At 70.9% G+C, this 13,679-nt stretch carries 13 protein-coding genes; 7 read left to right on the top strand and 6 right to left on the bottom strand.

Annotated features, from left to right (window positions below):
- Nucleotides 1-756 carry a FadR/GntR family transcriptional regulator gene (locus ABD481_RS16800; RefSeq protein ID WP_344666603.1) on the bottom strand — a complete coding sequence of 252 codons (756 nt, stop codon included), beginning with the start codon at nt 754-756 and terminating at the stop codon, nt 1-3.
- 74 nt (nt 757-830) lie between these two features.
- Here ABD481_RS16800 and ABD481_RS16795 point away from each other — a divergent pair, with 74 nt between their 5' ends.
- Genes ABD481_RS16795 through ABD481_RS16785 form a run of 3 tightly spaced genes read left to right on the top strand, consistent with a single transcriptional unit; the run spans nt 831 to nt 4,596 of the window.
- On the top strand, nt 831-1,577 hold the full coding sequence (locus ABD481_RS16795; RefSeq protein ID WP_344666602.1) for a gluconokinase: 747 nt from the start codon (nt 831-833) through the stop codon (nt 1,575-1,577).
- 20 nt (nt 1,578-1,597) lie between these two features.
- Nucleotides 1,598-2,992 (top strand): GntP family permease, encoded by a 1,395-nt coding sequence (locus ABD481_RS16790; RefSeq protein ID WP_344666716.1) that lies wholly within the window; start codon nt 1,598-1,600, stop codon nt 2,990-2,992.
- Between the two features lie 23 nt (nt 2,993-3,015).
- Entirely contained in the window at nt 3,016-4,596 is a 1,581-nt protein-coding gene (locus ABD481_RS16785; RefSeq protein ID WP_344666715.1) for an FMN-binding glutamate synthase family protein, read from the top strand.
- A 31-nt stretch (nt 4,597-4,627) separates the two neighbouring features.
- Here ABD481_RS16785 and ABD481_RS16780 read toward each other — a convergent pair whose 3' ends face one another.
- Together ABD481_RS16780 and ABD481_RS16775 are read right to left on the bottom strand one after the other, a co-directional pair.
- On the bottom strand, nt 4,628-5,152 hold the full coding sequence (locus ABD481_RS16780) for a hypothetical protein (protein ID WP_344666601.1): 525 nt from the start codon (nt 5,150-5,152) through the stop codon (nt 4,628-4,630).
- 258 nt (nt 5,153-5,410) lie between these two features.
- Entirely contained in the window at nt 5,411-6,259 is an 849-nt protein-coding gene (locus ABD481_RS16775) for a helix-turn-helix transcriptional regulator (RefSeq protein ID WP_344666714.1), read from the bottom strand.
- Between the two features lie 201 nt (nt 6,260-6,460).
- Here ABD481_RS16775 and ABD481_RS16770 point away from each other — a divergent pair, with 201 nt between their 5' ends.
- Together ABD481_RS16770 and ABD481_RS16765 are read left to right on the top strand one after the other, a co-directional pair.
- Complete coding sequence (locus tag ABD481_RS16770; RefSeq protein WP_344666600.1) at nt 6,461-7,348, top strand: NAD-dependent epimerase/dehydratase family protein; 888 nt, start codon at nt 6,461-6,463, stop codon at nt 7,346-7,348.
- 183 nt (nt 7,349-7,531) lie between these two features.
- Nucleotides 7,532-8,503: an amidohydrolase family protein gene (locus ABD481_RS16765; RefSeq protein WP_425559196.1), complete on the top strand. Its 972-nt coding sequence runs from the start codon at nt 7,532-7,534 to the stop codon at nt 8,501-8,503.
- Here the strand turns inward: ABD481_RS16765 and ABD481_RS16760 are convergent.
- Nucleotides 8,500-9,051 (bottom strand): DinB family protein, encoded by a 552-nt coding sequence (locus ABD481_RS16760; RefSeq protein ID WP_344666599.1) that lies wholly within the window; start codon nt 9,049-9,051, stop codon nt 8,500-8,502. The two genes, ABD481_RS16765 and ABD481_RS16760, sit on opposite strands and share 4 nt — an antisense overlap.
- Before the next feature lie 45 nt (nt 9,052-9,096).
- On the opposite strand from ABD481_RS16760, the gene ABD481_RS16755 reads away from it, so the two are divergent.
- On the top strand, nt 9,097-10,050 hold the full coding sequence (locus ABD481_RS16755; RefSeq protein ID WP_344666598.1) for a 2-hydroxyacid dehydrogenase: 954 nt from the start codon (nt 9,097-9,099) through the stop codon (nt 10,048-10,050).
- A gap of 79 nt (nt 10,051-10,129) precedes the next feature.
- On the opposite strand, the gene ABD481_RS16750 is transcribed toward ABD481_RS16755, so the two are convergent.
- A complete protein-coding gene (locus ABD481_RS16750; RefSeq protein WP_425559195.1) occupies nt 10,130-12,346 on the bottom strand; it encodes an MMPL family transporter in 2,217 nt (738 codons plus the stop codon).
- A 101-nt stretch (nt 12,347-12,447) separates the two neighbouring features.
- Between ABD481_RS16750 and ABD481_RS16745 the strand changes: the two genes are divergently transcribed.
- Entirely contained in the window at nt 12,448-13,098 is a 651-nt protein-coding gene (locus ABD481_RS16745) for a TetR/AcrR family transcriptional regulator (RefSeq protein ID WP_344666596.1), read from the top strand.
- Here the strand turns inward: ABD481_RS16745 and ABD481_RS16740 are convergent.
- The gene (locus tag ABD481_RS16740) at nt 13,017-13,544 is read right to left on the bottom strand and encodes a hypothetical protein (protein WP_344666595.1); all 528 of its coding nucleotides are present in this window, start codon (nt 13,542-13,544) and stop codon (nt 13,017-13,019) included. The genes ABD481_RS16745 and ABD481_RS16740 overlap by 82 nt on opposite strands.
- Between the last annotated feature and the right edge of the window lie 135 nt (nt 13,545-13,679).

Below are 13,679 nucleotides of genomic sequence, written 5' to 3'. Positions count from 1 at the left end.
TCATACCTGAACCTCGCGTGCGTGCAATCGCATGTGGATGTCTGCCAGCGACTCCGCGACTACGGCGCGCATCGCGGTCTCGGCGGTGGCCGGGTCGGCGGCGGCCACCGCGATCGCGACGGCGTCGTGGCGGGCGGCGTCCGCCGGGTCCGGGGCGGCGGGAAGCAGTTTGAGAGCCGCGCGACCGCGCAGAAGTTGCTCCGTGACGGGAGCGAGTTGGGCGAACAGCGGGTTGGCGGACATCGTCAGGATCAGGCGGTGGAAGGCGATGTCCGCTTCGAGGAACGCGGCGCGGTCGCGGGTGGCCGCGGCGGCGCGCATGTGGGCCGAGCATTCCAGCAGGCGCTTGCGCTGGTCGCGGTCGGCGCGGCGGGCGGCGGCGGCGGTGGCGGCGGGTTCGACGGCGCCGCGCAGCTCGGTGAGGTCGTCGAGCAGCTCGGTGCGGGCCGGGCCGTCGAGGCGCCAGCGGATCACGTCGGGGTCGTACAGGTGCCAGTCGGCGACCGGGCGGACGGTCAGCCCCACGCGGGGGCTGCTGCGGAGCAGGCGCTTGGACTGGAGGGCCTGGACCGCCTCGCGGACCACCGTGCGGCTGACCGTGAAGCGGACCTCCAGGTCCTCGGTGCGCAGGACGGCGCCGGGCGCGTGGGTACCCGCGGCGATGGCGTGGCCGAGTTTGTCCGCGACCTGGGCGGCCAGGCCCTTGCCCGACTCCGGCATGTGTTCCTCCCGTGGCTCGACGTGCTCGACCATCATCCCGTGCCATCGTCGTATTACGAATCAATCACCAACGCTTCAATCTTCATACTATTTAGCGGAGACTGACCGTCATGGAATCTGAGAAGCCGCCCATCCTGCTGGTGACCGGCGTGTCCGGGAGCGGCAAGACCACCATCGGGTCGTTGCTGGCCGGGCGCCTGGGCTGGGAGTACGCCGAAGCGGACTCCTTCCACCCGCGGGCCAACATCGAGAAGATGGCCGCCGGCCATCCGCTGACCGACGAGGACCGCTGGCCGTGGCTCGACGCCATCGGCGCCTGGATCGACGCCACCGGCGCGAAGGGCCGACCTGGAGTGGTGACCTCCTCGGCACTCAAGCGCGTCTACCGCGACCGCCTACGAACCGGCCGTCCGCAGGTCCGCCTGATCTACCTGGACGCCGACCGCGACCTCGTGGCCCGCCGCCTCACCGCCCGCAACGGCCACTTCTTCCCACCCGCACTGCTCGACACCCAGTTCGCGGACCTGGAGCCCCCGGCCGCCGACGAGCACCCGGTACGGATCCCGGTCGACGAGGACCCGCTGGCCATCGCCGAGCGGCTGATCCGCGCCGAGCACCTGGAAGCGGTCGAGGCGGCGCATGATGCGGAGGTGGGGGACGCGGCTGGTTCCTACTTCGGTTCCGACCTCGATGACGACTCCGGGTCCGGATCCGATGACAGTTCTTTCTCTGGCTCTGGCTCCGGGGCTGGCTCTGATTCCGGTCCTGCTTCCGGTTCTGGCTCGGTCCTTGGTTCCGGCTCTGCTTCTGGCTCCTCCATTACCACCTCCACCACCGACAAGGAGCCCACCGCGTGATAGCCCCGGCTCTCGGCTCCCTGGCGCCGCGGCTGTCCGCTGCCGCGGCCGATGCTGCCAAGAACACTGACTGGACCGGCCACGACACTCGGCTGGTCGTGGTCGCCGTCCTCGGTATCGCGCTGGTGGTGGTGCTCACCGCTGTCGCGAAGATCCATCCGTTTCTGGCGTTGCTGGTCGGCGGGCTGTTCGTCGGTGTGGCCGGTGGTATTCCGGCCGACAAGCTGATCAGTACCCTGACCACCGGGGTCGGGGGCGTGCTTGGCAATGTCGGGGTGGTGGTGGCGCTTGGCGCCATGCTCGGGAAGTTGCTGGTCGACTCCGGTGGGGCCGATCGGTTGGTCGGGGCGATTGTGGACCGGGTCGGGGAGCGGCGTGCGCCGTGGGCCATGGTGCTGGCCGCCATGGTGGTCGGCATTCCGATGTTCTTCGAGGTCGGGCTGGTCCTGATGATCCCGATCATCTACCTGGTGTGGAAGCGCACCGGTGGTTCGATTCTGCGGATCGGTATTCCGGCGCTGGCCGGTCTGTCCATCCTGCACGGGCTGATCCCGCCGCATCCCGGGCCGTTGGTCGCGATCAGCGCGTTGCACGCCGACCTCGGTACCACGCTGCTGTTCGGCGTCATCGTGGCCATCCCTACTGCGGTCATCGCCGGTCCGCTGTACGGGACCTGGGTCTCCAAGCACGTCCATCCGCACCCGCCGGAGACCCTCTCCGAGCAGTACACCGTCACCGAGCGCGAGGACGGCAAGGTGCCCTCGGTGTGGACCACGCTGTCGGTGATCCTGCTGCCGGTGGTCATCATGCTCGCCAAGACGGTCGTCGACGTCGCGGACAACAACGCCAAGTCCGAGCTGCACCGGGTCATGGACTTCGTCGGCGACCCGATCATGGCCCTGATCATCGGCGTGATCTACGCCGCGTTCGTGCTCCGCTTCGACCGTGAGCAGACCTCCGGCATCATGGGCGCCGCGCTGCCCCCGATCGCCGGCATCCTGCTGATCATCGGCGCCGGCGGCGGGTTCAAGCAGATGCTGGTCGGCACCGGCATCGCCGACTCCATCGGCAAGGCCGCCCACAACTCGCACCTGTCGCTGCTCCTGCTGGCCTGGCTGATCGCCGTCGGCATTCGGCTGGCCACCGGGTCGGCGACGGTGGCCACCGTCACCGCCTCCGGCATCATCGCGCCGATCGCCGCGACCAGTACCAACACCTCCACCGCGCTGCTGGCGCTCGCCGTCGGGTCCGGATCGCTGTTCCTGTCGCACGTCAACGACGCCGGGTTCTGGCTGGTCAAGGAGTTCTTCGGGATGGACGTCAAGCAGACCTTCAAGTCCTGGTCGGCGATGGAGACCATCCTGTCGAGCGTGTCCATCGTGTGCATCCTGATCCTGGGAACGTTCGTGCACTAAATTGCGGCGGCATGGGACTGCTCATGCTGCCGGCACTGGCACTGCTCACGCTGCTCGCGGCGTGGGCAGTGTCCTTCTCGCTTTTCTGGCTGTTCGCCCTGATCCCGGTCGCGGCCCTGCTGCTGCTCGGCGTCCACGACGTGCTCCAGCGCCGCAAGTCGATCCTGCGCAACTTCCCGGTGCTCGGCCACGTGCGGTTCATGATGGAGTACATCCGCCCCGAGGTGCAGCAGTACTTCATCGAGCGCAACACCGACGGCCGTCCCTTCGACCGCGACACCCGCACCGTCGTCTACGAGCGGTCCAAAGGCGTCCACGGCGACCAGGCCTTCGGCACCGAACTCGAGGTGGAGGCCTCCGGCTACGAGTTCCTGGAGCACTCGATGGCCCCGGAGCAGCCCACCCCCGAGCAGCCCCGCGTGACAGTCGGCGGCCCCGACTGCACCAAGCCCTACGCCATCTCGCTGCTGAACGTCTCCGCGATGAGCTTCGGCGCCCTGTCCGCCAACGCCATCCTCGCCCTGAACAAGGGCGCGAAGGCCGGCGGCTTCGCCCACGACACCGGCGAGGGCGGCATCTCGCCCTACCACCGCAAGGGCGGCGGCGACCTGGTCTGGGAGCTCGGCAGCGGCTACTTCGGCGCGCGCACCTCCGATGGGGACTTCGACCCCGACAGGTTCCGGGACAAGGCCGCCGACCCACAGGTCAAGATGGTGGAGCTGAAGCTCAGCCAGGGCGCGAAGCCGGGCCTGGGCGGTGTGCTGCCGGGGGCGAAGGTGACGGCGCAGATCGCCGAGATCCGGGGCGTTCCGCAGGGCGTCACCTGCATCAGCCCGCCGGCGCACCGGGTGTTCCGGACGCCGCGCGAGCTCGTGCTGTTCATCGCTCGGATGCGGGAGCTGGCCGGCGGCAAGCCCACCGGGTTCAAGCTCTGCGTCGGGTCGCGGCGCGAGTTTCTCGCCGTCTGCAAGGCGATGCTGGCCGAGGGGGTCACGCCGGACTTCATCGTCGTCGACGGCTCCGAGGGCGGCACCGGGGCGGCGCCGCTGGAGTTCGAGGACAACGTCGGCACTCCGCTCACTCAGGGGCTGCTGACGGTGCACAACGCGTTGGTCGGCGTCGGCCTGCGGGACCGGATCCGGATCGGCGCCAGCGGGAAGATCGCGCGCGGCACGGACATCGTCAAGCGCGTCGCCCAAGGCGCCGACTACTGCAACGCCGCCCGCGCGATGATGATGGCGGTCGGCTGCATCCAGGCGCAGAAGTGCCACACCAACCACTGCCCGGTCGGCGTGGCCACCCAGGACCCGAAGCGCTACCGGGCCCTGGACGTGCCGGACAAGGCGGTGCGGGTGCAGCGGTTCCAGGCCGCGACGGTCGCCGAGGCCCAGCAGCTCATCGCCGCGATGGGGCTGACCGGGCCGCACGAGCTGCGCCCGGAGATGGTGCACCGGCGGGTCAGCCAGCGGAAGGTGAGCACTTACGCGGAGCTCTACCGCTACCTGGAGCCGGGCGAACTGCTCAGCGGGCCGGTCCAGGGGTGGAACACGGACTGGCGCGCCGCCGATCCGGACACGTTCCGGCCGGCGGTGATCGAGGTCTGAGTAGTCCGGGTTAGGGGAAACCCGCGGTCGGTCAGTGCGTTCGGGGGACTTCGAGAGCGGTTGCTGTCTTGGTGCTCTGGCTGGTCTTGCCGGTCTGGTCGGCCTCGGCGGTCAGTTCGGCCGCGGCGCTCTGGTCGGCTTCCGTAGTCTGGTCGGCTTCCGCAGTCCGGTCGGCCTCAGTGGTCTGACTTGGTTCGGGAGTCCGGCCGGCATCTTCGACCTCTGCGAAGTGGTCGGGCGCGAACGCGGAGGGCTGCTCCCGATTCCGTCGCCACACCCAGACCGAACCCGCTGCGAGCAGCACACCGCCGCCCAGGAACAGCCCGGCGGCGGCCGGGTTGAAACGGCCCTTCATCTGGTCGTAGTCCCGGCGCGCGGTGGACCCGTCGCTGAAGTGCTCGATGCACAGGTCGGTCTTGAGCATCGGGCGGCCGTCGCACGTCGGGGAGTCGTTCTTCCCCGGCTGCTGCACAATCGCCACCACCGCCGAGACGATCGCGATCAGCCCGGCGACCAGCCCGATCCGCGCGGCCTTGACCCATGTGCGGTTCGGCACCGGATGCCCTCCCACCGTTGTCAGCCTGTTTTCGATCGGTGCACCCTATCGGATGCCCGGACCGGCTAGATGATTGATTCCTGGGGGTTCCGGCATACGGGGCCGCACCTGACGAGCGAAACCTGCGAAACGGCTCAGCAACAAGCATGGGTGACCCGGACGGACACCCTCAGCCTGGTTTGGCTGTGGGTGGCCGGCCGGGGCGGCCAGGCGCCGCTGATCAGCCGTTTCGCGCCGGCACCCCCAGGAATAAATCATCTAGGGCTCGGCGGACATCCGCTCCGTGCCCAGCACCCGGAGCAACGCAAGGGCCTGATGCGCCGGGGTGCCGGCCGGCGCGGAGTGGATGATCAGCCGCTGGTCGTGCTCGGGGGAGAGCATGACCTCGCAGTCCAGGGTGATGCGGCCGACCACCGGGTGCAGCACCGTCTTGTGGTCGGAGCGGCGGCGCTTGACGTCGTGCCGCTCCCACAGCTCCGCGAACACCGTGCTGCGGAACCTCAACTCCTCGACGAGCGCGCGCAGGCGGGCGTCGTCCGGATGCGCCGCCAGCCGCGCCCGGAGGTCGGCGACGGTGTTCTCGCCGCTGCGCTCGAAGTCCTCCGGGAGGAAGTGCTCGGCCGACTCCGGATTGCAGAAGTGCTGCCAGGCGATGTTGCGCTGCTCCGGCGGCAGGCGTCCCGGGTCGCCCATCAGGGCCGCGTGCATCGCGTTCCACGCCAGGATGTCCGCGCGGTTGTTGACCACCACCGCGGGCGTGTCGTCGAGCTTGTCCAGCAGGTGCAGCACGGCCGGGCGGACGTGCTCGGTCGGGGCCCGGCGGTCGTCCTCCGGCATCAGGCCCGACAGGTGGAACAAGTGGTCGTGCTCGTCCTTCGTCAGCCGCAGTGCCCGCGACAGCGCGCCCAGCAACTGCGCCGACGGATGCGGGCCGCGCGCCTGCTCCAGCCGGATGTAGTAGTCGACCGACATACCGGCCAGCATCGCGACCTCCTCGCGGCGCAGCCCGATCGTCCGACGGCGGCTGTTCGCGGGCAGGCCCAGGTCCTCCGGACGCAGGCGCTCGCGGCGGGTGCGCAGGAAGGCGGCGAGTTCGGCGCGGTCGATCTTGAGCACCCGTCCAGGATCCCCCACCGGCCGACGGTTATCCAGGGACCGGCGATCCCAGGATGTCCGGGTCTCTGCACACCGGCTCCGGCCTGCGGCAGCGTGGTGGATGTCGCCGGAACGGCAGCAGCCGGGGCGACGGACCACGGACAGCACACAGCGGGCCCGGCCCACGGCGGCCCGCGACCGAGGGAGACCACCATGACCCTGAAGACCTTCGACCGGCCGATCCTGGTCACCGGCGCCACCGGGACCGTCGGCAGCCGGCTCGTGCCGCGCCTGCTCGCCCAGGGCGAGGCAGTGCGGGCCCTGGTCCGCGACCCCGAGTCGGAGACCGCGCTGCGACTGCGGCGCGCCGGCGCCGAACTGGCCGTCGGCGACCTCACCACCCTGGACGCCGCCGAAATGCAGCAGATCACGGCCGGCACCGCCGCCGTGATCCACCTGGCGGCCGCGTTCCGCAACGGCGAGACCCCCGAGCAGTCCACCGCGGTCAACACCACCGCCGCGGTCGACCTGGCGCGCGCGGCGGTGCGGACAGGCGTGACCCGCTACGTGTTCGCCAGCACCAACCTGGTCTACGGCGCCGGCCACATCGCCCCGGCCACCGAGGAATCCGCCCTGCTGCCCCTGGGCCGGCCCACGCCCTACCCGACCTCGAAGACCGCCGCCGAGCAGGCATTGCAGCACCTGCGCACCGAGACCGCCCTGGACCTCCGCGTCATCCGCCTGGCCTTCATCTACGGGGACGGCGACCCGCACATCGAGCAGTTCATGGGGCGCCCACTGGACTGGCACCCCTCGCGACGCCTGCAGATGGTCCACCACGCCGACGTGGCCCAGGGACTGCTGCTGGCCCTGCGCGCGGAAGATGTCTCGGGCGAGGTCTTCAACATCGCCGACGACTCCGCGGTCACCCTGGCGGAGATCTACGCCTTCATGGGCCGGGAGCTCACGCCGGAGATGGCGGCGCGCGAGATCACCGACCCGTGGTCCGGGATCGTGGACAACGGCAAGGCTCGGCGGGTGCTCGGGTTCCGGCCGCTGTATCCGACGATGCGGCAGGCGCAGGACGCTGGGGTGATGTGAGGGGTGGGGGGCCACCGGCCTCCGCCTCGATCCGATCTGGATCGCGCTGGTGGGCGGCGGCGTAGCAGCAGGTGTGAGCGCCGTTGCCGGAGCGTTGCTGCTCACTCTCGGGGCGACCTACGAGCGCCGCGTCCGCGACCTCCGGGCGCTGGGCCGGCGGTTCGGCGGGCTACGGTAGACCGCGTGGCACATGCAGAGCGGCCCGAGGAGTTCGCGGAGTCTGAGCAGCCTGAGCAGACAGGGCAGCCTGAGCAGACAGGGCAGCCCGAACAACCCGAAGAGTCTTCGGTTGCCGCCGACGTCCGCCGGTTCTGGCGGTCCCTGGGCCTCCCCGGGCTGATCGACGTCCACACCCACTTCATGCCGCACCGTCTCCTGGACCGCATTCGCGCCTACTTCGACGCCGCCGGGCCGCTCATCGGTCGCGAATGGCCGATCCGGTACCGCCAGGACGAGGCGGAGCGTCTGGAGCTGCTGCGGGACTACGGTGTGCTGGCGTTCACCTCGTTGGCGTATCCGCACAAGCCGGGGATGGCTGAGAGCCTGAACGCCTGGACTGCCGACTTCGCGGCGCGCACGCCCGGCTGTCTGCACAGCGCGACCTTCTTCCCCGAGCCCGAGGCCGCGCGGTACGTGCCCGCCGCGCTCGCGGACGGGGCGCGCGTCTTCAAGGCCCACGTCCAGGTCGGCGACTACGATCCCGCCGATCCGCTGCTCGACCCGGTCTGGGGTGCGTTGGCGGACGCCGGGGTGCCGGTCGTCGTGCACTGCGCGTCGGGGCCGGTGGCTACGCGCTTCACCGGGCCCGCGCCGATGGAGCGGGTGCTGGCCCGGTATCCGGCGCTGCGCGCGGTGATCGCGCATTTCGGGCTGCCGGAGTACGTCGAGTTCCTGGACCTGGCCGAGCGCTATGACGGCGTGCTTCTGGACACCACCATGGCGTTCACCGACTTCTTCGGGGAGGTCGAGCTGTCGGACCGGGAGCGCAAGCGGATCGCCGGGATCGAGGAGCGGATCCTGTTCGGCAGCGACTTCCCGAACATCCCGTATCCGTACTCCGTGGCGCTGGAGTCGCTCGCGCGCCTGGATTTCGGGGACGACTGGCTCCGCGCCGTGTGCTACGGCAACGCGGCGCGGATCTTCGGCCTGTCTTAGCCCGCGTACTGCTGCCCGGTCACGTCCCAGTAGTGGTGGATCGGGTCGTGGATGAAGTACCGCGCGATCGTGGCGATCGTGAAGTCCGAGCCGTCGCTGCGGTGGCCGGTGCGCTCCCATTGCTCGCCGGACACGCCCGCGAACCGCTCCGCGAGCTGCTCGGCCGTGGCGACCAGCGCCGCGAGCACCTGCTCCGGGTCCTGCTCGTTGTACTTCTCGGCGACCGCCGTCTCGTCCTGGTCCCAGTTCGGGTACTGCGGGTCGTCCTGCTCCAGCATCAGCCCGACCCGGGTGAAGTAGACCTCGTTGCAGTCGCGGACGTGGCACGAGTACTCCAACGGCGACCACTTCGCCGGCTCCGGACGCGTGCGCAGCCCGTCCGGGCCGGCCGCGATGCCGGCCGCCAGCAGGGCGCGCCAGGCCTCGGCGTTGGTCCGGAGCAGCGTCGGGACGTCGCCGGGGGCGATCACCGAGGCGTCGAAGGCGCACTCCGGGCAGGGGCGCTCCAGCACCCATGTCCAGTTCTTGGTGTCCGGTGTGATGGTCATGGCGTCACCCTAACCGCCGCGCCGCCGCTGGGTAGCATGCGTTCCATGCCCGAGACGATGAGACCGCGCCGCGTGTGGGTGCCGTTCGGCCGCTCCGCGCGGGAAGTGCCCGACGGCCTGGTCGCCGACGTGTTCACCGGGCTGGACGTGGACGCGCCCGGCGGCGTGCCGGATTCGGTGGGCGAGGTCGAGTTCTTCGTTCTGCCGTACGCCTTCGCCGACGCGCACCCGGAGCTGATGGCGCGGATGCCGCGCCTGACGGCCGTGCAGACGCTGACCGCGGGCTACGAGCACGTGCTGCCGTTCGTGCCCGAGGGCGTGACGCTGTGCAACGCGCGCGGCCTGCACGACGCCTCCGCGGCGGAGCTGGCGCTCACGCTGACCCTCTCGGCGCTGCGCAACATTCCGCGCTATGTGCGCCAGCAGGACCGCGGCGAGTGGGCGCCGGCGTACAAGGACGGTGTCGGCGTGGTCGACGACGCTCTGGCGGACAAGACCGTGCTGATCGTCGGCTACGGCTCCATCGGCTCGGCGATCGAGCGCCGCCTGCTGCCGTTCGAGGTGGACGTGCTGCGGGTGGCCCGTACCGCCCGCGAGGGCGTCCACGCGATGAGCGACATCAACGCGCTGCTGCCCCGGGCCGACGTCGTGATCATCGTGGTCCCGGCCACCGATCAGACCCGCGGCCTGGTCGACAAGGCGTTCCTGGCCCGGATGAAGGACGGCGCGCTGCTGGTGAACGTCGCGCGCGGCGTCGTGGTGCGCACCGACGACCTGGTCGCCGAATGCGCCTCCGGCCGGCTGCGCGCGGCGCTGGACGTCACCGATCCCGAGCCGCTTCCGGCCGACCATCCGCTGTGGCGCGCCCCGAACGTGCTGATCAGCCCGCATGTCGGTGGCGCCACGTCGGCCTTCCTGCCGCGGGCTCTGCGGATCATCGATCAGCAGCTGCGGCGGTTCGTGAACGGCGAGGAGCTGGCGAACATCGTTCCGCGCTGAGGCCGGCCGCTCATGAGTGGAGGGCCCGCACGCGGGCCCTCCACTTCGTCGCACACTCGCTAACCCTGCCTGCCCCGCCTCACCCGGGGTTCCCCGCCCCGGCGAGCTCCGGCACCTGCGCGCCCTCGGTCTCGTCGGCCTCGCTGACGCCGAACCGGTTGTGGAAGCGGCGCAGCGGGCCCGGTGCCCACCACGCGCCGCGGCCCAGGACCCGCATGGCGGCGGGGACCAGGATGCCGCGGATGAGCAGCGCGTCGATGAGGATCGCCAGGCCGCAGCCGAGGCCGAAGAACTGCAGGAAGCTCACGTCGGCGGTGCCGAAGGCGAAGAAGCTCACGGCGAGCAGGCCGGCCGCGGTGCTGACGATCCGGCCGGTGCGGGCCAGGCCGTCGCTGACCGAGTCGTGCAGGTTCGCGCCCTGGCTGTGCAGCTCCTTGATACGGCTGGTCAGGAAGACCTCGTAGTCCATGGACAGGCCGAAGGCGATGCAGAACAGGAGCACCGTCATCGCCGTGTCCATCGGCCGGGCGGTGAAGCCCAGGGCGCCGGAGAGGTGGCCGTCCTGGAAGATCCAGACCATGGTGCCGATCGAGGCGGCCAGGCCCAGGGAGTTCAGCAGCAGGGCCCGCAGCGGCTGGGTGACGCTGCCGGTGAACAGGAACAGCACGACGAAGGTCGTCAGCACCACCCAGGCGATCGCGTACGGCAGCCGGGACGTGATCGCGTGCTGGGTGTCGACCAGGCGGGCGGACTCGCCGCCGACCAAGGTCGTGGCGCCGGCCGGGCCGGGCACCGCGCGGGCGTCGCGGACGAGCTGCTGCGCCGCCGGGGAGTGCGCGGCGTCCGCCGTGAACAGGGTCAGCCGCTGCGCCGTGGGGGTCGCCATCGCCGCCGCGCCGGGCTGCGGGGAGCCGACGGCCTGGCCGTGGGCGAACGACCCGGCGCTGCTGTCCACGCGGACCGCGTGCGGCAGCGTCGACAGCTTGGCGGCGTAGGAGGCCACGGAGGAGGTGTCCGCCGGGCCGTCGGCGACGATCTGCACCGCGGTCGCCTGGTTGCCCTGGAAGTCGCTGTGCAGGGCGTCGGCGGCCAGTCGCGCCGGGGCGCTGGTGGGCAGCACGGTCTCGTCGGCGGTGCCGAACGTGGCGTGCAGGATCGGTGAGGCCAGCAGGGCCATCAGGGCCAGCACCGGGACGGCCAGCAGCGCCGGGCGCCGCATCACCCTGGAGGCCAGGCGGCCCCAGGCCGGCGCGGCCGAGCCCTGCGTCTTCGCCCACGGCAGCCGTCCGGCGTTGACGCGGTGGCCCAGCGCCGCCAGCAGCGCGGGCATGATGATCAGGGCGCTGGCGGCCGCGATCGCGACCACCCCGATGCCGGCGTAGGCGAAGGAGCGCAGGAAGTACAGCGGGAACACCAGCAGCGCGGCGATCGCGGCGGCGACCGTGAGGGCCGAGAAGGCGATGGTGCGGCCGGCCGTGCGCATGGTGCCGAGCACTGCGTCCGGGACGGTCGCCCCCTGCGACAGGAACTCGCGGAAGCGGGCCACCATCAGCAGCGCGTAGTCGATGCCCAGGCCCAGGCCCAGGGCGGTGGTGAGGTTGATGGCGAAGACCGAGACGCTGGTGATCCGGCCCAGCACCGCCAGTTCGGCGAAGGTGCCCAGGATCGCCACCAGGCCGATGGCCAGCGGCAGCAGCGCCGCCACCAAGCTGCCGAAGGCCAGGACCAGCAGCAGCATGGTGAGCGGGACGGCCACCGACTCGGCCATCGCCAGGTCCTTGGTGACCTGCTCGTTCACGCCGTGGTTGACGGCGGCGTCGCCGCCGGCCTGGACGGTCACCGCCGCGTTGTCCGCGGCGTAGCCCTTCATCAGGCGGTCGGTGGTGTCCAGGATCTGCTTGTCGCTCCCGAGGACCCGGACCAGCACCATCGCGCTGCGGCCGTCGGTGGAGCGCAGCGCCGGGTCCGGCGTGCTGAAGTAGGACACGACCTTGGTCAGGCCGCTGTCCGCGGTCAGCTGCTGCGTGAGGGTCTTTCCGGCGGCGGCCGCCGCGCCCTCGTCGACGGTGCCGCCGCGGGCCTTCACCACCAGGACGAGATTCTCCTCGCCCCCGAACTGGTCCACGATCGCCGTGCGGGTCTTCCAGGACTGCGATCCGGTGTCGTCGAAACCGCCGGACTTCAGGACGCCGAACGCGCCGATGCCGACCACGACCATGGCCACGAGCACTGCTGACGCGGAGATCAGGACGGCTTTGGGCCGCCTGACCGCCAATCGACCGATTCTTCCGAGCATGGTGGAGCCCCCTCCGGCTCGGGCGCCCCAGAAGTTGACGCCGTTAACATCGAGGATGCGGCATCGTTGTTAACGGTGTCAACATCAGGCACGATGATCTGGTGGGCGCTCCCAAGACGGCACCTCGGACCAGCTACCACCACGGCGACCTGCGCAACGCGCTGATGGACTCCGCGGTCGATCTGGCGCGTCTGGGCGGGCCGGCGGCCGTGGTGCTGCGCGAGGTGGCCCGCCGGGTCGGGGTGTCCGCGACCGCGGCCTACCGGTACTTCTCGGCGGCCGACGAGCTGCTCGACGAGGTCAAGCACGCCGCGCTGGCCCGGCTCGCGGAGTGGATCGAGAAGGCCGTGGACGCCGTGCCGGCCGACGGCGACCCGGCCGACGTGGCGCTGGCCCGGCTGCGCGCCTCGGCCGAGGGCTACCTGGACTTCGCGTTCGCGGAGCCGGGGCTGTTCCAGACCGCGTTCTGCCGCGACGACCTGGAGCATCCCGAGGAGGACGAGCCGGAGGACTTCTCGGACGCCGCCGCTTTCCAGATCTTCTCGCGGCTGCTGGACGAGGTGGTGCTGACCGGCGGGATGTCGGAGCAGTGCCGGGTCGGCGCCGAGATCGCGGGCTGGTCGACGGTCCACGGTTTCGCGGTGCTGAGCACGGAGGGCCCGCTGGGGCGTCACCTGCCGCCGGAGGTGCTGGCCTTCGTGCGCAAGCGGACCATCGATGTGCTGATGCGAGGGCTGACCAGGGCTGAGTGAGCCGGGCCGGAGCACAGGTCCGGGTCCAGGCCGGGGTCCAGGCCGGGGTCCATCGGCTCCCACCGGGCCGGGACCTCGTGCATGGCGATCGCCGAGTCGAACTCGACGGTGCCGGGCGGGAAGCGGGACCGGTCCTCGAAGAAGCTCGACTGGACGTAGGCGGCCTGGACCGGGATGCCGCGCCATGGCGGGGTGACCATGCGGAGCGTGGTGTGGGCGGTGTGGTCGGCGCTGGCGTGCGCGGTGTGGTCGGCGTCGGCGTGCGCGCCGGGCTGGGAGCCGTCGCCGCCGAGCGAGGAGCTGCTGGGGGAGTGGGCGATGCTCGCGCAGTGGAAGAAGGCTGAGGCGGAGTCCGCTCCGGTGAACACCGAGCCGGCGGGCATGGCGGCCGTCTGGGTGCCGTTGAAGGCCACGCTCATCGCGCCGTCGTGGCTCTGCGCGGCCACGCTGTAGCCAGGGCTTTTGCGTTCTCATGGGTTGGTTTGTATGCCTAGTAGTTTCAGGGTGTGGTTGCGGTGGTCGCGCATGTGGTCGGTGGCGGCGGCGATGTTGGTCCAGCCGGTGAGTTTGAGTAGGGCGAT

The organism is Catenulispora yoronensis (assembly GCF_039531695.1).
Taxonomy (GTDB): domain Bacteria; phylum Actinomycetota; class Actinomycetes; order Streptomycetales; family Catenulisporaceae; genus Catenulispora; species Catenulispora yoronensis.
This window is presented reverse-complemented; position numbering and strand designations above follow the sequence as displayed.